At 60.4% G+C, this 22481-nt stretch carries 14 protein-coding genes; 9 read left to right on the top strand and 5 right to left on the bottom strand.

What is annotated here, in order from left to right; all coding sequences use genetic code 11:
• The first annotated feature begins 28 nt into the window (after nt 1-28).
• From ACYQ07_RS03680 to ACYQ07_RS03640, 9 genes are all read left to right on the top strand, one after another.
• Nucleotides 29-1693 carry a cell division protein FtsZ gene (locus ACYQ07_RS03680; protein WP_459877522.1) on the top strand — a complete coding sequence of 555 codons (1665 nt, stop codon included), beginning with the start codon at nt 29-31 and terminating at the stop codon, nt 1691-1693.
• 2 nt (nt 1694-1695) lie between these two features.
• On the top strand, nt 1696-3063 hold the full coding sequence (locus ACYQ07_RS03675; protein WP_459877519.1) for a hypothetical protein: 1368 nt from the start codon (nt 1696-1698) through the stop codon (nt 3061-3063).
• A gap of 83 nt (nt 3064-3146) precedes the next feature.
• A complete protein-coding gene (locus ACYQ07_RS03670) occupies nt 3147-4319 on the top strand; it encodes an FtsZ/tubulin family protein (protein ID WP_459877516.1) in 1173 nt (390 codons plus the stop codon).
• 246 nt (nt 4320-4565) lie between these two features.
• Entirely contained in the window at nt 4566-5591 is a 1026-nt protein-coding gene (locus ACYQ07_RS03665) for a hypothetical protein (protein WP_459877514.1), read from the top strand.
• A complete protein-coding gene (locus tag ACYQ07_RS03660; protein WP_459877511.1) occupies nt 5588-7657 on the top strand; it encodes a hypothetical protein in 2070 nt (689 codons plus the stop codon). The genes ACYQ07_RS03665 and ACYQ07_RS03660 overlap by 4 nt, the downstream gene beginning before the upstream one ends.
• Nucleotide 7658: 1 nt before the next feature.
• The gene (locus ACYQ07_RS03655; RefSeq protein WP_459877508.1) at nt 7659-8879 is read left to right on the top strand and encodes an FtsZ/tubulin family protein; all 1221 of its coding nucleotides are present in this window, start codon (nt 7659-7661) and stop codon (nt 8877-8879) included.
• Between the two features lie 56 nt (nt 8880-8935).
• Nucleotides 8936-11605: a carboxypeptidase-like regulatory domain-containing protein gene (locus ACYQ07_RS03650; protein WP_459877505.1), complete on the top strand. Its 2670-nt coding sequence runs from the start codon at nt 8936-8938 to the stop codon at nt 11603-11605.
• A gap of 20 nt (nt 11606-11625) precedes the next feature.
• Entirely contained in the window at nt 11626-12585 is a 960-nt protein-coding gene (locus ACYQ07_RS03645) for a hypothetical protein (protein WP_459877502.1), read from the top strand.
• Entirely contained in the window at nt 12578-15274 is a 2697-nt protein-coding gene (locus ACYQ07_RS03640; protein ID WP_459877499.1) for a COG1361 family protein, read from the top strand. The genes ACYQ07_RS03645 and ACYQ07_RS03640 overlap by 8 nt, the downstream gene beginning before the upstream one ends.
• A 10-nt stretch (nt 15275-15284) precedes the next feature.
• Here ACYQ07_RS03640 and ACYQ07_RS03635 read toward each other — a convergent pair whose 3' ends face one another.
• The 5 genes from ACYQ07_RS03635 to ACYQ07_RS03615 all read right to left on the bottom strand — a co-directional run bounded on the left by ACYQ07_RS03635 (nt 15285) and on the right by ACYQ07_RS03615 (nt 22469).
• Nucleotides 15285-18035: an outer membrane protein assembly factor BamB family protein gene (locus ACYQ07_RS03635; RefSeq protein WP_459877496.1), complete on the bottom strand. Its 2751-nt coding sequence runs from the start codon at nt 18033-18035 to the stop codon at nt 15285-15287.
• Nucleotides 18032-19492 (bottom strand): ATP-binding protein, encoded by a 1461-nt coding sequence (locus tag ACYQ07_RS03630; RefSeq protein WP_459877493.1) that lies wholly within the window; start codon nt 19490-19492, stop codon nt 18032-18034. Before ACYQ07_RS03630 ends, ACYQ07_RS03635 begins: the two co-directional genes overlap by 4 nt.
• Nucleotides 19493-19647: 155 nt before the next feature.
• On the bottom strand, nt 19648-20274 hold the full coding sequence (locus ACYQ07_RS03625) for a hypothetical protein (RefSeq protein ID WP_459877490.1): 627 nt from the start codon (nt 20272-20274) through the stop codon (nt 19648-19650).
• Between the two features lie 52 nt (nt 20275-20326).
• Entirely contained in the window at nt 20327-21349 is a 1023-nt protein-coding gene (locus ACYQ07_RS03620; RefSeq protein WP_459877487.1) for a hypothetical protein, read from the bottom strand.
• Between the two features lies 1 nt (nt 21350).
• On the bottom strand, nt 21351-22469 hold the full coding sequence (locus ACYQ07_RS03615) for a hypothetical protein (protein ID WP_459877484.1): 1119 nt from the start codon (nt 22467-22469) through the stop codon (nt 21351-21353).
• Nucleotides 22470-22481 lie beyond the last annotated feature (12 nt).

Here is a 22481-nt window from a genome sequence, read left to right as displayed (position 1 = left end):
ACGGTCATCATCCGTTCAATTCACGTCGGTGGAGACAGACTTAACCCGAGTGCTCACACACAGTGAACCGGGATCAAGTGTCATGCGATGTAAAATATGCTCGCTCTCCGCGGACCAGTGGGAGGTATCTTCGCTCGACGATCACCTATCGACGGCCCACCGCGACGAGCAGGCGGCTATCAGGGCGGTGTACGGGGACCGGTACGAGCGCCTGTTCGAGAACGGGGAGCCCATCTCTCACGAGGAGGCCGAGCCGGACGAACCTGACGAGGTTTCCGAGCCCGAGGTAAATACCCAAGACAGCGACGGATTTTCGGATTTCGAATCCGACGGGAGTTACGGCAAGAAGTGGTTCATGATCGGAGTCGGCGGAGCGGGAAACAACATCCTTGATGCGGTGTTGATGCGACGGGATACACTCCGTCGGAACAATGAGAATAGGGCGCTCATCTGGGAGGGTGGACTCGCTGGGTACGGCATCCTGAACACGAACATCGCCGAATTGGAACAGACCTACTACGCACAGGAGGAACGCGAGTATTCTCGAGAGGAGCTGATGATGAACTCCATCATCGGCCAGGGAGCACACGGTTATCAGGGAATGGGTCGGCGTTGGGACCACGGGAAGAGGGTCGTCGAACATGACTTCGCCGATGGCGGAAACCCGTTTCAGGAGCGCTGGGACATGGATCCTCAGCAACTTCGTGACGCACAGGCTCTGATGTTCGTCCACAGTGTGACGAAGGGAACGGGCTGTGGGTCGACTCCTGTGCTGGCGCGGAAGATCCGCGAGGAAGTTCTCAACAACGAGTTCGTCATTTCCAAGGCGCTTCTGTCATCGGTGGTCATTCCTTCGGAGGGTGGGGCTGGGTCGAACGCTGGGGGAAAATCTCGTGTCAACGGCGTCGTCGGGCTCGCACGGATGTCGGAGGCAGTCGACGCGATCATTCCGTTTGACAACGAGCGTCTCAGCGCCGTCGGCACCGACATCAAACCACGCATCGAGGGTATCGAAGAGTACAACCCACCTCACTACGCTGACCTGAACCGGCCGCTCGTGGCGTTCCTCGAGGCGTTCACTATGTCTTCGACCCCGCAGTTCGTCAAGAGCGACGCCTCGATGTCCATTCACGGCGATGTGTTCGACGTTGCGGACAGCTTCCGCCCTGTTGAGGACAAGTATCCGATCGACCTCGAAGGCGACCACCAACCGGCGGTGATCCTCGCACCAGTCCTCGGACGCGCACGCGGCGAGGAGCTCTCGATGTCGCAGCTAGAGACACTGGTCTCGAACGCGCTGTACCAGAACCGATTGGCGAAGTTCGATCCCGAAACCGCGTGGGGCGGGACGTTCCTCATCTACGGGCCGGAACGAAAGATGGAACGCGTATCCCAGCACGTGTCGGACGGATCGTTCCGCGAACTGCTTGCCAGTGAGGACTTCCTCAATGCGGAGTACAGCCCCGGAACGGAATCGATCGATATCCACGTTGAACAGCTGGTAACGCCGGAGCTTGACGACGTGTACCTCTGGGGTACGTTGTGGAATCCTCGGATGCCGTCGCTCGAACGGATGTACGACCACGCAAAGGAGATCAGGGATGGAAACAGTCAACAGGCCGAGAACCTCCGTGAGATCTGGGAGTACGTCGATCCGCTGTTCTCCTGTCTCGGTCGCGAGAATATGGCCTGAAAATGCTGCTGTATGCGCCACTGTTCATGTTCGCACTGTGGAAGAACGACGATGACGAGAGCACCGTCGCGGAGTTGGCTGCAGTGTTGGAGGCGGAAGAGTCAGGATCGGCGGTACAGCGGGAAGTAGAGCGTCTCGCCGAACGGATCGACGAAACGTACTCGTCCGCGAAACGCGACCTCGATCCACCGCAACGAGTCGCCGCCGACGCCGGTCCTAAGTCAAAAGTCGATGCTATCCGTACGGCCGTCCAGTCTAGTCGAAGTGCCGACGGCGGAACCGCGGCTCGAACGGCGGCCGTGAACCTCCGTGACGAAGTACAACCCCAGTCGGTAACCGGACAGCGTCTTCTCGACCAGTTGGCGGGCGTGCGAGGCTCCAATATCGAGGAGACACTCAGTACCGTTGTTGAAAAGCTCGACGAGCACGAACAGGCTCAAAGTGAACTGGAGCGACTTGACGGGCCTGATTCCGTCTCCGAGCCCGCGAGTGCGTACCGTGACCGAACCGAAGACCACAGACGCTCTGACGAGAAGCGGGAGCAACTCACCGATGCGGTCGATCGGTTGCTCGACGAACTCGACATAGAGCGTGAGGGAGACGACAACGATCTCACACGAGCCGTCCGACGGGCGACCCGCGAACTCCGTGACTGCGACGCTTCGAACGGAGACGGCGGACTGGGAGCGGCCGTCAGCGGAGCACGGAGCGAACACACACCACGTAGCCGGCAGGCGCGCGAGCTCTATGAGACCGTCGAGGCGGGCGCCACGGACGAGGCCACCAACGCATTGGTCGACGCCGCCGAGCGACTCGACCGAGCGGCGACGACGGAGTCGCTGACAGGGGGTATCGACCCCAACGATGTCGAGACGATGGCCACGGAGGTCGAATCGACTATCGCTTCTCACGACGGAGCGGTCGCCGAAACCCTCGGCGATCGCGTGACGGAACTGAGGAAGCGACTCCAGCGGATCGACGGATCGAACCGGGTCGTTCCCTTCGCCGTCCGCGAGGAACTTACGTTCTATCAGGATCACCTGATAGAGTCGATCGATGCTGGCACGGCCGATCCGGCCGTTGACGGGGACGCCGTAGCACTCCGCTCGACCGTCGACGAGCTCCGAAACCGACGAGATCGCGTGCAGACAAACTACGTGGAGGAGCGGTCGGACCACAACCACAGTATCCCGTTGTACTTCCTCTCGCTGGTCGATACGTCGCTCGAAGACGCCGAAACCCATCTCGACGCTGGAAACTCCGCGGAAGCTGACGGGGCCCTTTCAGTAACGGAAGACCTCCTCGATCACGTCGAGGGGCTGTACGAGCGGAACCAGTACAGCGTTATGCTCCGAAGTCTCAGGGGGTAATCTCGTGAAATCATCTCCGTTCGCATAGAGATGGCTCGACAGTTATAAGTCCCTGATTACTGAAATCCGACTGAACTTACGTCATGGTTTATCTATTTGTGGGGACAGGTCAGGCGGGTAGCGCAATCGTCGACGACGTGTTCGCCCACGACGGGATCCGCATCGAAGCATCGCCGTTGGCGATCAACTCGACGGTGAGGGACCTCGAGAATCTTAGCAACATCAGGGACACGAACTGGATCGGTGTCTCCGAGACCGATGGGTTAGTCCCGGGAACCGAGGCAGGGTTTGAGGAACGCGTAACTGGAGGGTTCGGTAGACGCCCTGAGCGAGCGAACGACGTTATCGAAAACCACCGGAGTGACCTCGTTTCGATGCTGGAGGAACGGTTCGGCGAGGAAGGGAACGTCCCGTTCGCGTTCGTGTTCGTCGGGGTCGGCGGCGGTACCGGTTGCGGGATCGCCCCACATGTCATTGAGGCGATTCGTGGGTACGCCGCCGGCGACGTGAAGGTCATCACTGTCGCCGTGCTCCCGAACACTCAGGACCCGGTTCACGAGGACTCCGACGACGAAGTGAGTGCTGGCCGGCAGGCGGCGAACGCGACGTACGGTCTCAACCGTATTGAGGACACCTCCGACGGAATACTCCTCGTTGATAACCAACGGCTCGGATACGAAGACGCCGCAGAGGGGCGATTCTCCGAGTACAACGAGTACATCGCCGGCTCGATAGTCGATCTCGTTGCGGGACCGGTCATTGAGCGGATCGACCCGGGAGATTACGAGAACATCGATGCGCCGATCATCGACGTCCAGGACATCGTCACGTCACTCAGCTTTGGCGACGAAGGAGCACGCCGCGCCGGGTATGGAACGTTCGGACGGACGGTACAGATGACGAAGTCTTTACCAGGGTATTTCCTCCCGATGGTCGGCCAACAGGAGATCGACGCCGCGGAGATGGCGTATCTGGCTCAGGCCAAACAGAGCGTCGAAGACCTCACGTTCGCCGATGCGGACAAGGCGCTCGCAAACGTCCGAGCGCCAGAATCGTACATCACGGAGGGTGAATACCAGATCAACGTCTCCGAGATCCGACGACGGCTGAGAGAACACACCTCCGAGGTGAACCTCGGAATGGTTCCGTCGAAACGGAATCTGGTGTCGTGTACGACGCTGTACACGTTTGAACGAGAAGACCTCGACCGGCTCCAGCAGATCGAGTCCATCGCAGAGGCCTATGCAAGCACCTAATATACCGTTCCATTTCACGGCCGGGGCGGTGTCGGCACTCCTCTTCGGTGGGGTCGCGGCCCTGATGAGCGTCAACCTTGCGTCGGTGCGCGGCGGCGATCTCGCCTCGCGATACGCCGGTGCTCAGGCGACGCTCTCGGTCGCTGACAGCGTGGTTTCTCTCGCTGCAAGCGCCCTGTTTCTCGGGATAGGTGTTGGACTAGTGGTCGGTGGCCTATGGGCGTATCATCGGGAGGTGTCTTCACGATGAACCGACGACGAATTTCACAGGTCGTCGCCGTCGTCATCATGATCTCGGTCGTCATCGCCGCCGGCAGTACGGCCGTCGCCGCCAGCAGTGCGGGTGTCGCGAGCGCCCCGGAAGCCACCTGTGAAGGCTCCGGGCTCAACGCAGTCCTGGACGACGGCACGACTGAGCCGGATCACCTCCGAGTTGTGTCGGGTACTCCAATCTCCGTCGTCTACTGTGAGAGCGGGGATGCGGTTTCCACAGACGACTGGGAACTCCACGGTCCGGATGAAGTCGATGGAATCGAGGAGAACGCCGGGGAAGACGAGGAGTACGCGTACCGACTCGAGACGGAGGAAGTCACCGGCACGGAGGAAGTGGAGTTGTCCGTGGACGGTGAGGACGCCTCCATCACGCTCGCTGTCGAAAATCCCGGCGTCACGGTGTCACACCTTGACGAGACGGTCGATTTCGACGAGGCGCCGGACGGCTTCACGGAAGCGGTCGACGACTATGAGACAGCACAGAACGAGACTGACGATCTCATCGAGGCGTTCGAAGACGGCGATGTGAGCGGGGATCCGATTGCGGACTACGAAGATCAGGAGATCCGGCTGACTGAGGCAAGCAAGGAGATTGAGGACGAACTGCTCACAGAAGCGTTCGACGGCGTCCCCGGCGCGTACGCAGCGTACTCGGCACAGATTGACGATCAAGAAGCGATGACGGACGAACTGTCGACCATTGCGGATGGCTACGTCGAACAGACGGAAGACGAGGCGAGTGACGATAGACTCCTCCTCGTCGGAGCGTTCCTGGGTCCCGTTCTCCTCGGAACGATACTCGGAGTCGGCGGCGGCCGCAGGCTGACTCGTTCCAAACTCGAAACGGTTCGCCGGCAGCGTCGCCGGGACGCGAACGTGGAATACGGACCGTTCAACCTGGCTCGCGCCATCGTTGGGTCGGTCCTCGCGGTCGTTACCGCGATCGGTGTCCTTGCCGTCACGGGAATACACGGTCCGATCATCGAGGTGCTACTATGAACGACAGAAAATTCACACTTGCAATCGGCGGGTCAGCGCTGGCGACGATGGCGATCGGGCTAGGGATGTTCCTCTACGTCGGATCGCAGATCGGCGTGTACGTACTTTTACTCGGTATTCCGACCGTTATCGTCGGAGGCACGATAGCGTATGTGCAGCGTTCGAAGCCCAGCGGCGGGCAGAAGACGACGCGGTACTTCGAGGACAAGGCCCAGCAGGTCGGAGAACGCATGCGGTCGTTGCTCGTGGAGTACGACCGCCTTCTCGACCGCCTTGATGACTGGGACGGCGGCGAGACCCACGACGAGATCTCGTATGTCGTTGACCGATTCGATGATGCCGGCGTCGAGTTCGATCGCTCGACAAACCGGTTTCAGATTCGGGGCGGGGGCGACCTCCGCGAGATCGAACGGCTCGACACTCAGGTCGACGAGCTCCGCACCGAACTTGCCGAGAGCGCACACCGTCACGTGACCCAGGAACGAGAGACCTGTATCGAGGCACAAGAGCGGCTTCGAACGGAGGGGCTCATCGACCGCGTCCGGGAGCCGGACGACGTTCCCGTCGGTGATCCGGACGCCATTCTCTCCGCAATGGCAGCCTTCGACACTAAGATCGAGGCGGCGGTCGATGACGCGGTGGAGACGCTTCAGACGCTTGCGGAGCGGAACGACCGGCCCGCCGATCAGGTAGAGCGTGGAGCCGGTAACGCGCGATCGTCGATCGAACGGGGCGAGTATGCGGCCGCAGCCGGCGCCCTGGTCGAGACGCGGGACCGGATGGAGGGAGACCTCGCGACGACGTTCGAATCGGAGCGTAAGACACTCGAATCGGTTCTGGAGACGGTGAAATCCTCGATCGCTTCCGAGTATGTCGACCCCGCGCTGAGAGACGAATTGGATGAGATCGAACGCGAGCTTGATGGGATCGACTCGGCGTTGGAGCACGCCGACCTCGAAGCACTCAGCGAACAGACGAGAAAGGTCTGTACAAAGATGGTCACGGAGATGGCCGACGAGTTGGATGAGCACCTAGCGACACTGTCGACAGCGAGCGTCCCGGAAGATTACTACGAGTACCAATCAGTGAACGACGAGACGTACGATTCAGATCTCCGAACGGCCGGCGACTTGAACGAGTATCGGAGAACGTGGTTGACCGCCGTCGGAGAGCTCTCTGAGGCCATCGACGCCGTCGAAATGAAGGCGTCGGTCGCCGAAGCGTATCCGACCGTCCGTGACGACATTGAGGAGGTGCTTCGTGCCCGCGGTCGTGTCGAGCCTGACGATCTGAAAGTGAAGCAAGCCGAGGAGTTCCTCGAACTGTACGCCGCAGACCATCAGGATGCGACCTTCCGGTCGAACCCCCCGGCATTGACCACCGACGGCGCCGGTGAGGCCTACGCGCTGACCGTACAGGCGGGGTTCCCCGAGGGAGGGCCGAAGCGAGGTATCGATATCGACCTCAACGGCCCAGAGGACGACACCCGGTCGTTCGAAACTCATCTTCTCGATATCGCCGAGTTTGAGGAGCTCCCGTACGGTGAATACACGATTTCGGTGACGACGCCTGAGGACGGGTACGCCGACGAGGAACGGACGGTGACGCTCGATGATGACGAGGAGGTTGAGGTGACGCTGCCGGAAGTGACGATCCGCGAGTCGGTGTGTGAGGGTATCGAGGAGGAGGCCGAAGCGGCGCTCGACGACGCGGAGTCGCTGTTCTCGGATGAGTACGAGGAGTCGGAGTACCTCTCCGACTCGATGGACTTCCCGATGACCGCCGAGTATGTGCCCTGCATGCTCGCTCTTTGGGCGGAACGTCAGGGGCTCACCGTTCGTGAGGTCGATGGGAGCGTGCTGGTGTACGACGGCGAGCAGTTCCAGAACCGACTGCAGAACATCGTCGACCACAACCTTTCGGCCGGTGAGTCGATCACGTACACGGACGTTCGGAACCGGTATCTCGCAGTCCCAGCGTCGGTCAACCTGATCATCGAGACGCTTCGGGAATCGGACATCGGATCGGAGATCGAATACGGAGATGACGAACTTATCAAGCGATAACATGTCTGGACAGAACCACACCAATCGATTCACGCGATGGGCAGTGATCGCCTCCGGAGAGGGTGGCGGCCGCATCGCCTCACGGTTTTTCAGCCGTCGGGAGAACCCTGGCGTCGAGGAGCGCATCGTCGTGATGAACACGAATCGAACCGACATCGGAAACACCATCCAGCGGCTGGAGGGGAAGCTCGGTAACGCGTCGTTCGAGGACCATGTCGTGACCTTCGGCGACGACGAGGGTGCGGGCAACGTGTTCGCCGACGGCGAGGACCTCGCTCGCGGTGACTTCGATAAGATCATCGGGAGCATCAACAACATCGTCGAAACCGGTGACGCGTTCATGCACGTCGCGACGTTGGGGGGAGGCACCGGTAACGGGTCGATCCCGTACGTCATCAGGAAACTCAACGAGGGGGTTGACAGTCCCGAGTACGAAGACTGGATGAACGACGTTATTCACGCCGCGATGGGCGTTTGGCCGTACGAGGACGAGCCCCCTCAACAGCAGTTCAACGCCGTGTGTGGGCTCTCCAGACTGCTGCGGCGGCCAGACGGGACGCAGAACGCCGATATGGTGCTGCTCGGCGCAAACAGCCACATCGCACAGCTTGAAGAACAGGACGAAGCGAACGGGCGGCCAAACGATGCGGTCAACGAACGGCTGATCGAGGCGTTCGACCTGATGATCAGCGCGGGACGAGAAACGCGGGGTGTGATCGACGTTCAGGACTACATCAGCGTGCCGTCCCAGATCGGAGCCTATCACTTCACGCCAGCCGTGGCGACGGAGATGAACGCAAACGTGTACGATCTGGAGTACATGTTCGATATGGCCGCCGAGAACGCGTTTGTCCCACTTGACGTGGGGACCACGAAGGCGGCCTACGCCATCGTTCGTGTCCCGCGGACTATGGACGAGGACGAGTACACGGAAAGTGAGGTCAACAGTGTGTTCGAGTCCTGGAAACGGAAAAAAGGGATCGACGCTCCGGGAATGTCGACGGTGTCGATCAAGGACGGCAGCCGCAATCAGGTTGACGTACTGATCCTCTTGGGCGGGTTCGACCTCGACCCGTTGCTCGACCAGTCGTGGAGCGACTACGAGACTCACAAGGGACGGCTCGACCGCGGTCGCCGGCTCGGTAACACCTCGATCTCCGCCGAGCAGATGCAGCGGATCGAAGACAACCTAAAAGAGTACATGAGATTCCTGGAGGAGTGAGGATGTCGACACCGACACCCCGTTCACGTCAATCGCTCCTTCCGGCGTGTCTCGCCGTGCTCACGGTCGCCTCGCTGCTCCTCGTCGGGGGGCTGGCGGGCGACGCCGGCGCCGAACCCCACGAAATCGCGGTCGATCAGGATGGGACAGACATTGAGATCACCGTCGACGAGAGCGCCTTCGGGGATGCCGACGCGGAGATTGACGTAGAAGTCAATGATGTGCGTATCGCTGAGAACGAACCCGCTGACGATCCGGACGATCCTCAAGACGGCGAGTACGTCTTCACGGTCGGATACGCGGACGAATTCTCCGACGATGACGACCTCTCCGAAGCGAACGTGACCGTCACGACGCCGGAGATGGAGGCTACGGAGGAACACGACCTCCGGTATGTCGAGCCCGAACCCGGGGAGTGGATTGTGATGGAGGCATCAGGAAATGTTAAGATCAACGCAGCGACGGTCGTCGGAATCAGTGACGGCTGGGAAGTGACGGCCAGCGCTGGGGACGAAGAAGAGACGGTGACGTTAGAGCCGAACGGCGACAGTGACATCGTACTCAACCGGACTGACCAGGGGGTCCAGCAACTGCTGCTCACCAATGACAATATCGGGTTGCTCGGCGAGACGATCACCGTTCAGGAAGACGAAGCAGTCGACTTCACTGCGGAAACGATGGATGGGACGATAACGCTGGAACACCCGTTCCTCTTCGACGAGGAAGAGTACGTCGTCTCGGTAACTGGTGGGTCTGATGGAGACCCGGTTTACTGGACGACACGGGCGACTGCTGATGATGGAACGCTCCGGACCAGCCTCGGTGCGCCCATCGATGACGATGCAACCGTTCGCGTCGTCCACGACAGTGGATTTGAGCGAGAGACTGCTGTGGATCCGAGTGACGAAACGCACGAGGCCGAACTTTTGCATGACGGTGAAACTGTCATCCTCGACGATGCCGGTCTCGACGGCGGCGAGAATGACACGCTCACCGCGCACATTCGGTTCTCAGGCGAGGAAGAGACCATCGAAATAAACGAAGTCCCCTATGAGGACGGCGAAATCAAGTTCGGCGAGGCGGGATACGAACTCGCCAACGCGTCGTACGACCTCCTTTTCGTACCCGACGACGAACCGGTCGTCGCGGAGCTCGCGGGCGGTCCCGACGACCCCGGAGTGACTACCGTCTCCGATGACGGGATGTTCGCAACGCTCACGTCATACGTGCCACCGGGGCTCTTCGGCGTGTGGGGTCTCGTGATCGCGGGCCTTGCCTTATTGGCCGGCGGCCTCGCCGTCTACGTCACCCGCGGATCCGACGGCGCCGGAGGCGCCGCATCGTCTATCGAGGTACAAACGAAGATCGTCGACGAGCGCACCGGCGAGGTCGTCGACACGACACAGCGGGTGAAGTTCGTCCCGACCCGATCGACTGCCGGCCAGCAGGACATTATCACCAAGCAGATAAGCGGCCAAGCGCCCGTACGTCTCCCATACGAAACGTACAGAGCACGACTTACGAAAGGACAGGTCTCCGCTCGAGTACGCCCTGATTCGGAGACGGTGGTGCTGGAACTCCCCCCAAACGAGAGGAAAGTTCGTGTTCGGGACGAATCTAGTACCCCGATCGCGAACGCGTCAGTGACGGTGTCGGGACCGAACGAAACGGTCGCCGGCGGGACGACGGACCAAGACGGCACCTTCGAGTTCGAAGTGCCGTCAAGTCTGCACGAGTCTGACTGTACGCTCACCGTCGAGGCCGACCGCTATCAGCGCAAATCGGGGAGTTTGGTGCCGGAGGTCACTCTCTTGCCACAGACAGGAAACGCGGAGGTAGTTACCAGTATCGACGGCACGACTGCTCCGGATATCGACGTTCGACTCATGCCCGACGACGAATTTACGCGCCGCCACGTCGACGACAAATCGGGTGACACCGCTGAAGACGGCACAGTTCGCTTCGAAGAGCTTCCCGTGGGCGCGTACACGGCAACGTTGAACCTTGACGGAGAGGGAGTGGTTGAAGCCGAACCAGTCGACGTGACCGTTCGTCGCGACGAATCGGTCAGCGAACGGATCGACGCTACGTTCACCTTCGCCATCGACGATGAGCGCAAGGAACGTATTAGGAATCTCCACCGGAACATTTCCGATCTCACTCCATCAAACAGGGACGGAGCGATCCCATACTACTTCGGGAGCGTTCTCACGACGGTGCTTACAACCGTGGAAGAGGAATTCCCGAACCGTGGGGTGACGTTCCTGCGTAACGACGCCGATCCGGTCGCCGTCACCGACGCGGTGCTGGATGCCGTCGACGACGCGGTGGCGTACACGCGAACCGCCATGACACAGAAGGAGACCGTCGACCTGTTCAGCGCGTGTAGCGGGTTACGCGAAGTTAGGATCACGTGGGATCAGGACGTGGAAGCGGATCGACTCATCGAGTTCGCCTGCGACAGCAAGGCCAATCATCGGCGGGCGCTCATCGACCACCTGGAGGAGACGGACGAACTCATCCGCGAGAAACGCAGTGAAGTATCGACTATCTCCCCAGTACGTGATCTCCATGGGGAGATTCAAAGTCACGCCACGGCACTTTCGGGGACCGACTCCGCAACACAGCGTGCCCACTTCTTCGTCGGGCTACAGATGCTCGACGCGCTGGAGCAGCTGTTTGATGAACGGGAGATCGTCGACAGATTGGAGGAAACGGTGTTTTGAAAATGGATGGACGCATCTTCGTGGCGGTTCTCGTCGTGACTGGACTGCTTGCACTCGGCGCAAGCGGCGCTGTAGGAGCACAGGAGTCACCGGAGGATTTCGTTATCGAACTGAACGATCTCCGGGACAGCGAGGCGTTGAGCGAGTATCCCGAACTCGACATCGCTCGCAGCCAAATAGTCGTCGAGATTCAGCAGGGTGAGACGTTTACCGACGCTGATCGACAGCGAGCTGATCTCCTGTTGACTGCTCTTCTCGCGTTCGAACGCGCCTACGAGATATCCCAGTCCGATCCAGTTGCGAGCCTCGATGACGCTGATGAGGCGTTCGCGGCGATAGAGCAACTTGACGAGGCGGGCGAAGGGACGTACGCCGCGTTTGGTTACGTCGCGCTCGAACGATTCTACGAGCTTCAGGGAGAGCGAATCTACGACCGCTCACAGGAGATCGATGAGACGCCCGAACGCATCGACATGCTCTCCTCGTCGGTGCACGCGTACGAGCAGTCCGGCGGCTCCGAGCGGTACGCCGAAATTCAGGTCGAACGCGACAACCTCCGGACGGAGTACGACGACGACATGGAACGACATGATTCCCTTCTCGACGAAACGGATGCGTATCTCGACGGCTGTGACACTGCTTGCGAGGACGTCGGAGCGATGATGACTGAGGACCCGTTCTCGAGCTTCGGAGCCTACGAAGGCGCTTTCGATGCCCACGAGTCGGCTGCCGAAGCCGAACGGGTCGCCGCGGAGCACGGCGTCGCCGACACGTCGAGCGACGCGGCCACTCAGCGTGAAGCGTCGTTCGACGCGTTAGTCACCACTGCGATATCGAGCGTCGTATTGGGAGTCGTTTACACAGTGATTCTCGGTGCCGTCGGTGCCGTGGCGTTCTGGCGAATCTCGAAGTGGGGCCGTGATATCAAAACTGCGGCCAGTGACCGGATCGTGACGCCACTGGAGGTAGACGATGCGTAACCGGTGGATTGTCGTGCTGATCGCTTTGTCAGTGCTTCTCGGTGCTGCCGTGGCGACGGCGGCTGCCACCTCGGGTAACGTCGAGCTTGACGAAGCGCTGGATGACCAGTCCGAATCGGAGACGTTGTCGTTCACGTTTACGGCGAGCGAGGACGGGACGGTGAGCGCCACTGATACCCGTACGACCAGCGGGGGGGATGTCGAGTTCGTCTTCTCGAGCTGGTCCGGCGGCGGTTCCAGCGGCACGTCAACTTCGTGGTCCGTCGAAGAGGGCGAACAGTACACCGTCGAATACACGGCGACCGCCGAGAGCGGCGCGTCGGAGACGACACACAGCGAGTCCGTCGGCGTCGAACATGACGACGGAACGACGGAGGCATCCGAGACGCTAAGTCTCGCGGTTGATTACGTCGAGCCGGCGTTCGGCACTATCAACGATCAGTCCACGGAAGTGGTGTTTGTCGACGACGATTCCGCAACGACGACTGTCGAGGTCGACATGCCGAACGTCGGGGACGGCGTGATGGACGTGACCGATGTGGTGTTCGAGGAACACGACGGCGTCGACGCCAGCGTGGACTCCCGGTCCGATCTCATCGACGGAAACTCCAACGGCGACCTGACGACCGAGATCGCCGTCGACGACTCGGTCGACGCAGGGTCGTACTCCGTGGGGGTGACCGTCTCGGACAACCTCGGGAACAGTGAGACGTTCACCGTGTCGCTCGAGGTGCAAAAACCGCCTGTCGCCGGGGTTTCCGGCGACGAGATCGATGTCGGTGACGTGCTGGTCGGCACCTCCGAAGACGTGGAGTTCACCGTCGACGAACTCGGCGGCAACGAAGGGTTAGACGGGCTTGACATAGAAACCGTGTCCGCCGACCCGAACGCCGATATCGGGTTCGACATTCCGTTCTCGTTCGGGACATCGCCCGGCGGGTCCGGCGAGGCGACGGTCACCGTCGACGTGAGCGACGACGCATCACAACACGACGATATCGAAGTCGACGCGTTGATCAGCGGCACCGACGACGAGAGTCCGGATCGGGACGTGACTGTCAACGCTCGGGTAATATTCCCGGCGACGCTCGGAAATGTCCGGAGCACACCCGGAACGTTCTCATTCGATGAACCGCGTGACGAGGTGAGTTCACAGACCCACACAACGACGGTTGATATCCCGAACGACGGCGATCTTGAGATGGAGGTCGACTCCGTCGATGCGAGCGTCTCACAGCCGGGCATCAGTGCGACGGTCGTCGACGCTCCCGGGTTCGTCGACGGTCAGGAGTCTCGGGATGCGGAGGTGGTCATTGAAGCCGATCCCAGCGTTTCGGAGGAGACCTACGAGCTGGAGATTGCAGTTGAGACTGACGACGCCGGATCGGAGACCATCACCCGAGATTTCGATGTCGAACACGAGACCGAACTGGCCGTTTCCTCGAGTGAGGTCCGTCTGGGCGAAGTGACGATAACCGAGAGCGTCACTCGCTCCGTCGACGTATCGGAACGGCTCGGTTACAACGATCTGGAGAACGTTGAGGTAACGCTCGTCGACGGCCCCGATGACTGGCTCGAAGCGAGTGGTGAACCGACATCGACGGTCCGTGCAGGCGACTCCTCTGAGCTCCGGATGGATCTGCTGTTCGACACCGAGGCCGAAGCCTACCAGCAGTATGTGTGGACGTTCGAAGTCGATGCCGATGGCGTTGATTCCGAGGAGGTTGAGGTTGTGGCAACCGCCCGTCTCCTCTCTGTGGAGGATATCGTCACCGGTCTCGAAGCATCCGGCGGAGAGGGAGGCTGGCAGGCCGACGCCGCGGATGGCGTCACGGAGGGGCTCACCGACCTCGAAACGCGTCTCCGCGAGGGTGAATCGGTGGACGATGGTGATATTCAGCGGTCACTCACCGTCGCACAGACGACGATCGTGCTGATTGACCGTGTCGGTGCCGCGGGGGAACTTCAGGCTGAGGACGACTACGAGGCGGCCCAGCCGAACGTCGTCAGCGCGCTCGTTGCACGGGAGCTAATCGACGATTCGGTGTCGGAGATCACCGACCAGGAAACCGCGTCGGATCTGGAAGTTGCCCTTGAAGAGTCTGCGGAACCGCTTGAGGAGATCGTCGCAGAACAGGAGAGCCACTATCAGGCGATCCTCGAAGACGATGACGCGAGCGCACTCGCACAGTATCAGGCCAGCACCAGTCTCGAGTCGGTCTACGCCTTGCAGGGTGACGACGCTGCGGCCGCTGACCACGAGGAGATCGGCGAGGAGCGGTTCTCGTCGTACCAGATCCACGTTGAGGACGGCGTCGAACACCGGCAGTCCGCAAGGTCCACTCTACGAGACCTAGAGGATGAAGCGACACTAACGGTGCTTGGTCAGCCGCTCGTGTTGAACCCCACGCGGTACGACGAAGTGGCGTCATCCAGCGATTCGATACTGGAGAACTACGACGACGCAGCGACAAACTTCGAGAATGCAGGTGCTACGGCCGAAGCCGAGGCAACGGACGCCGAGGCCTCCCAAGCGGCGTTGCAGCTGCAGATCACCCAGTACACGCTCCTTGGTGCCGGGGCTGGCTTCGGTGTGGTGTTCCTCTACGTGGTGATCCGGCAGCTCCTGAACGCTCGGCTGTACGTAAGGGAGGCGCGGATGGCAGAGACCGGAGGGTTCCTTCGATAATGCGGGCGCTTCACTGATCCGGAACGAGTTCGACCGGGCTCGATATACGAAGCGGGAACCCCACACTGTCCGTCGATTCCCGTTCAATCGCAAGCGCCCCGACATTCGACGGATCGCCGACAACCTCTGCCCGGGTCTCGTCACCGTCGACGGCCAGCGTCAACGGGACCTTCACACGGTCCGCGACGCCTTCGACATCAACGTAGTGAGATGTAGTTTCACCGGGATCGAGCGACATGTCCTCCAGCGGATCGTAGAGAATCGGTCGAAGCTGTTCGCCACCTGCCTCGATCGAAATACCGTCGATTGGGTCCGGTCCGTCGTTCATTACCGTAACGACGACCGTCCCGCTGCCGTCGTCCACGACGGTTTCGTCGTCGATTTCGAGAGTTAGGTCCTCGATTCCCGAAACCTCTCCGCCTTCGACGTGAACGAGCGTCTGGCGGTGGTCCCGATCCACGTCGTCGACGACATCGGGAGCAATTGAAAATGACAACAGTTCCGCTTCGGTCGAAGGATCGAGTTCGTCGGTCGAGATAGTCTCCGTTTTTTCCGACCGTGGAGCCACCTGCATCTCTGCGGGAGCATCGAGCAGAGTACCGTTTCGAAGCGACAAGTCGGAGATGGTGGTTCGAGACTGAGAGTTGTTGACGGCGTGGAGTCGGAGAGCATCCTGGCGTGGGTGACCACTCGCGAAACAGTACGCCTCCGGGCGGTCGATGCGCATCGGGTGTTCTCCCGCATCGCGCCGCCCGGCCGATGTCTCCACGGACACGGCCGGCACCGTCGCTTCACAGTCAGTAAACGTGTGTACCCGTACGAACCGACGAGTCTCGCCGGCGGGAACGCTCCCCACAGTCTCATCGTCATCAGTCGGGTGGACGCCGACGCTGACTGTATCGGAGCTGGCGTTCGTCACCTCGACGTACTCGAACACCAAACTGCCAACGAGTGGCTGCTCCGGCTCGAACTCTCTCGAAAGCTCGAGCCGATCGTCGCTCGCTGCGTCCGGGTCCGGACCACCGCTATTTCCCGATCTTCGGGATGGGCCGCCGCCGGCTGCGGCGGTCGCATCGACGACCGACCCTTGGGACCGTACGGGTCGATCCGGAGCGGCATCGCGCCCGTGAAGAACCGCCTCATCCGGTACCTCGACGGTCGTTTCGTGGTCCAGAAATTCGCCGTCGGCACGGACGGTGACGCTCCCGCTCTCACCCGGCGGGAAGGCGACGACCGTCCGCGGTACGTCGGCGTCGATCGGAACCGTCAGCGGCTGGGGTAACGCCGAGGACGTAACGGAAATCTCGTCGTCAACGCTGACATCGCCGTCGTTCCACAGCGAAACGACGACGAGTCCGTCATTGACTGCAGCGTTCACCGCTATCGGCCGTTCGGGGACTGCCATGTCGATCTTTTGCGTTTCACCCGCCGCGCGAATCCTGATCCGGCGAGACTCCGGGAGGTCGACCTCCATCGAGCAGCTCTCACCGCTTTCCAGCGTCGGTATCGTTCGACCGCTGGGTTCGATTCGAATGTCGTGTAACGGGACCGGTTCCGGGTTCCGCAACTCCAGAGACACGTTCCAGCCGTCGTCCGCGTGGACTGGGGTCGCCGATGTCTCCACAGCGTCGACTCCACCCAGCACGTCCACAGTGTCGTTCAGTACGAGCTCACCGTCAATCTGTACTCGAACATCAAGCTGGTCTCGACTGATCGACCCCAGCCCGACCCGAAGCCCTTCGTTTTCGCCCGGATCCAGCGAGAGTCGCTCCTCGCCAGTGATCGTGGTCGCTCCCTCAATCTCGACCGCGACTCTCACCGTCGCGACCGTCTCGCCAACGTTCTCGATGACGACCGGGAGCGATTGGGCCGTGACACTGATTTCATCGGCGCCGACTGCGGCGTCTATTTCAACCTGCGATGGATCAACGGCCTCGAACACGTTGACTACGGAGCCATCGACGGAACACACCACCTTTCCCGAGACCGCGGCCACCGGCATCCCACCCTGGAGTGAGAGCGACCGCCAGTCGCCGCTCGGTTCGACGGCCCTGACGCTATCAGTCGTCTGAACGAACAGTTCCCCGCTGCCGTGCGGGTCGATCCTATCAACGGCCCAGTCGTGTTCCCATAGTTGGTCGCCCGAAGCGAGGTCCACGCCGACACAGCGGTCGTCCTTCATCACACAGACCACTACGTCGTCGACGACGCCGAGATCGCTTATTGCGCCGTCGAGGTTCGTCCGCATCCGGGTCTCTCCGTCGGGTTCTAACACCGTCAGGAACGACCACGACGCGAGCACGAGGTCGGAGGTGGTGCTAACGAGCTCGGGCGTCGCTGCCACGTCCGCGTCGGGACGGTCCTGCTCGAAGCGAATTCCGCCCGTGGTGGCGTCGATTCCCACGATCCGATCGTCATCGGTGAGAACGACAACGAACTCCGTTTCGTCCGGGGCGGCAATCCGCTCGGCGCCGGGCACGTCCGCGACCCAGAGGCGAGTCCCAGATCGCCCGTACGCTGCGAGTTCTCCGTCAAACAACACGAACAGATGGTCATTTATCGCGACGTTCTGCCCTGGCTCCTCTAGGATGATCTCGTCTCGGTCGGTGCTCACGAGCGATACCGTCGACCCGCTCAATAATGCGACGGCGTCGTCGGTAACGGCCCAGTCATCGAGGTTACCGATCTTGAAGGAACTCCGTCGGACCAGCTGGAACTCCGGATCGGTCTTTTCTCCCTCTGACGCGTCGGAGTTGGTCATTGCACTGTGTCCTCCGGTTCATCTCCGTCGGACATCGACTCATCCGCGAGCAGGTCCGTCAACGACTCCCCGCCGGTGTTCATCCGGATCCCGAGCCGCTCGGCTTCGCGGGTGACGTACTGTTTCATCCGCGGATAGCCCTCCAGCTCGTCGACCTGCTCTCTGACGCTCGTTACGAACTGTCGCACCGTTTTCGGCTCCGTCTCTTCGATCTGTTCTAACAGGTACTCCGTCGTGATTTCACGCGGCTCGCCATCAATGACACTCCGGATCAGTTCGCGCTGAAAGTCAGTTCCGAGGATTCGGTCGGCGACCTCCGCCGGTGTGTAACCGACGGTCTTCTCGCCGAGTCGCTCGAATTCGATCCGGTCCGCGTTCGGGAGCGAATCGAGCTGTTTTTCCCACACTTCAGCCATTACCTCCGCCCCCGGCTGTTCGATGAACTGCTGGACGGGGAACCGCCGTGTCGCAGCTGGATCGATCGTAAACGGCATATTCGTCGCACCGATAACGAACAGGTTGTCCTCGACATCGTTCATTTCCTGTAAGAACGCGTTCGTGACGGCGCGTTCGTGCCGCTGTAAGTTGTCGTCGCTCCGGTCCGGGATCAGCGTCTCGATCTCGTCGAAAAATAGGACGGCAAAGCCGTCTTCCTGTGCGATCGAGTGGGCCTGCTCGAACACTGCACTCACGTTCTTTTCCGACTCGCCGGCGTACTTCGACTGGATGTCGCTGCCGCGGACCTCGAGGAACGTCACCTTGCCGTACTGGTCTTCGATATCAGTGTTCTCCTTCGCCTCGTAGGCGATCGCTTCGGAGACGTGAGTCTTCCCACAACCGGGAGGCCCGTACAGCAGCATGCTCCCACCCCGATCCGCGAACTCCTCACCGTACTTGTCGACGATCGTCTGCCGGATATCGGTGTCGAACAGGGCCAGAAGCATCCGTGCCGTTTCTTTCACCTCGGAGAGACCGGCCACGTCCTCCTCGAAGCTCACCTGCGGAACAGTTGGGTCGATGGAAACCGTTGCACCCTCTTCACCGTCCTCGCCGGGGTGCCCCCCGGCAGAGGAACCGGATCCACTCCGGTGACCCGTCCCCGCACTCGTGGCGGGTGCGGGATCGACCGGTTCGTCGACGAACTCGAGATCCGTCTCTTCCGTGACCCGTAGCGTCGAGTACGTGCTCGGGCTCATTTCACCGACGGAGAACCGAACGAACGATCCTCCAACCTCCGTGATTTCTTCGATCCGGTGGAGCAGGTACTCCGACGAACGGAGGTGCTCTTCAAGTGACGAAGAGTCCACTCCCTGAACGTAGATCTCGGCTTCGTCACAGGACGGCATTGACGCGATATCGGCGCTTGCGTCGACGACGAACGGTTTGTCATAGCTGATCCCGCCGAACAAGTCGGCGACGTTCTCGTGGATGTACGCCTTGCTTCCGATGTCGCTCATGACGCGGTCGTCCGCCGAGTCGACATGGAAAAACGCCTTCCGGTCGGCATGAGAGATCTTGACAATACCAGTATTGCCGCCGATCTTGCTTCGCCCGACGCGAACGTGCGACGTGGGTCGATCCGTTTTCGTGATCGGTTTTAGATTGACACGTGTCATCTCAAATTCCTCGTTTCGTTTTGCAACCCGTCAGCCAATGATTGAGTTCGTCTCGCCGTCTCGACGGCATCCCTATCGGGGACATGAATCCACTTGGCGACCGACGTTTGGTACTCGATGACCGACCCGAGATCCGTAAGCAGGTCGCCGACATCCTCCCACTCCGTAGCGATCGACGACGAACCATCGATCCGATGTCGCTCGGCAAGGGTCCGACAGTCCGCTGCGACGGCGGTGAGATATGTCGGAAGGAGGTCGAAAAGCACGTACCAGTTGGCCGCCGCTGATCCCTCGCATGCAAGCGGGATCACGCGCTCGCCGGCGACATCATCAAGGCGATCGTCAGCTTGGTAGGACACTGGTTCGTCACTGTCGAGCAGGTCCGCTTCCAGTCGATTCCAGCCTCCGTCCGAGAGTCGTCGTTTCCCGTCGGTCCAGCCGTACAGTTCCTCCATCTCGACGGCGATCTCCCGGTCGGCCTCCGACGGCGGCGCACGGTCGAGCGGTGGGAGCGGAATCCCGACGACACACAGGTCCACGAGGTGACACACCCACTCGGTACAGTGATGGACCGCCACCCCATCATCGCCGGCGACCGTTCGAGCGGTACGCCGGTCGCTCACGGTGTCACGAACCTCGCTGAGTGTTCCGAGGATCGAGACAGTGTGCACTGCGTTAGGTGTCCCGAACGGTCGTTGCCGTTTCGTCGGTCGCTATCTGTGTCTCCTGAGCGGCCTCCCCGACTCCGGAGATCTGCTCCATGAACTCGTCGTCCGACGTTTCTTCCATTTTCTCGCTCGGATCGGTTGCGGCGCCGATTTTGGCGACGACATTGGTGAAGTTCTCGACCATGTCACGAGCCCCACTGTGTTCCAGATCGTCGATCAGCGCGGTCCGGCGGTAGTCGATCCCCTGCTGTATCATTGCTTCTTTGATCGACTGCAGATCCTCGATGAGATCGTGGAGACGTTGGGGGCTCTCAATCTCGGGCCCTGCACCGTCGTTACCCGTTACGCCGTCTTCGAGCGCCTCGTACCGGTGATACCGTTCGCGGAGCCGCTTAAATTCCGAACGTTCGTCCGAATCGAGTTTGGAGGGCTTGCGACCGGCCAAAAGCGCCTTCATTTCCTGCTCGAGCTCGCGCTGTTTCTGCTCGAAGTCCGTCTCCACAGATCTCGTGTCTTCCAGCTTTTCGATATGTTTTTCGAGGGTCTTGCGGTTCTCTTCGACGCGTTCGATCGCCGTCTCGATCCGGTCGACGCATGCATCGAGAGTCGCCGCCCAGTTGTTCATCATCGCGGATGTCCCGGACTCCTGAATATCGTCGCCGGTCATCAGGATGATCACCTTTTCCCCGTCGAGTTTAAGCACATCTTCCTCGGCGAGGTATTCGATTATGGCGTGTGCGGCGTGGTCACTTTTGGCGTGGTCGGAATCCGACTCCGCCAGTGCCTTTGCGGCCTCTTCTCGGCCCATGACGCCCTGCCCGTCGTCGATGGCGAGCTGTTCACCAAGATGCGCCTGTGCCAGCGTTGAGATGATCTCTTCCCAGTTTGCTTCCAGTTCATCACTGGAGCCCGTCTTAGCGATACTTCCGTCGAATCGTACCGGATCGTCGGCGCTGCTCCGCGGTCTGGCCGTAATAAACGTCGTTTCATTTCGTTCCGATTCTTCGAATTCGCTGAACTTGTTGCGCATGTTAGAATCCCTCCTCTTCGATCAGTGTTTCTGTACGATCCTGTACGCGACTTCGGAGGTGTTTGTTTGCCTTCTCGTCATCAGCGAGGTGGAGGTCAGCTACCTCCTCTTTTGCTTCCTGTTTTAATGTTGCCATCGCGGCACCCGAGCCGTCCGCGAGAATCGGGTCGACTATCTTCTCCGCGTGAGCTGCAATCTCGTCTTCCAGTGGTGCTTCGTGAACAGCTACTGGTCCGTTTATGTGTATCTCGGCGATCGTCGTGAGCCCCTCCTGAACGGCGTCGACGGCCTCGGTGCGTTTCTGCCGGCTCAGCTGTTTGAGGATGCTCGATCGAGCCTCGATCCGGGCCCGAACAACCTCGCGATACTCCTGTTTTGGCATCGCGTAGCCCGTCGATTCGAACTCATCGGCCACATCCTCGGCGATCTCTTCGGCCATCCACTCGCCGTACTGTTCGATTGAGCCCCATACAAGGTACTCACCATCGAGATCAGAGAGAAGGCCGAGCTGCCCTTCGAGGTAATGGATTACGTCCGATGTGGCGTTAACGGAGATGATCTGTTCGAGCTCTTCGTGGGATAGTACTCCGACCGGGGTCCCGTTTCGTGACTGTTTGATTAGTTCATCCTTCAGCTGGTTCTGTCCAGTTTTCTCTTTCAGTTTGGGTCCGACCGAGTAGTACTCTCGAGAGCCGGTCGCGATCCGTGACAACAGGCCGTTCGACACGAGTTTTTCGGCGAAGAACTCGGTGTCCTCGATAGCGAGGTTGAATTCTTCGCGGAGCTGTTCCGCCGTGACGACCTGTTGTGTCGACATGAACAGGTCGCGCAGTCGGTTCAACACGCGTTCCGGGGGTCCCGTACTAAATACGGCGTAGTAGAAGACGCCGGAGCGGATTCGTTCAATGTTCTCCCAGTCCTCACTTGCGATATTTTGCAGGGCTTCCTTTACGTCGCTCCGTGAAAGGTTCCCAGCCTTCATGAGCGGTGTATCCGACGATTCGTAGCGTTCCCGAATCTCGTTGGCAACTCGATCTACATAAAGGAAGCCGAAATTCTCCTTGGCGACCTCTATCGAGATCTCACCCAACGTATCCGTGTCAACCGGCCTCAGACTCATAGTGTGTCAAAA

This window comes from Halorubrum gandharaense, from assembly GCF_054654575.1.
The sequence above is the reverse complement of the archived record's forward strand: the minus strand, read 5'-3'. Positions and strand labels throughout refer to the sequence as shown.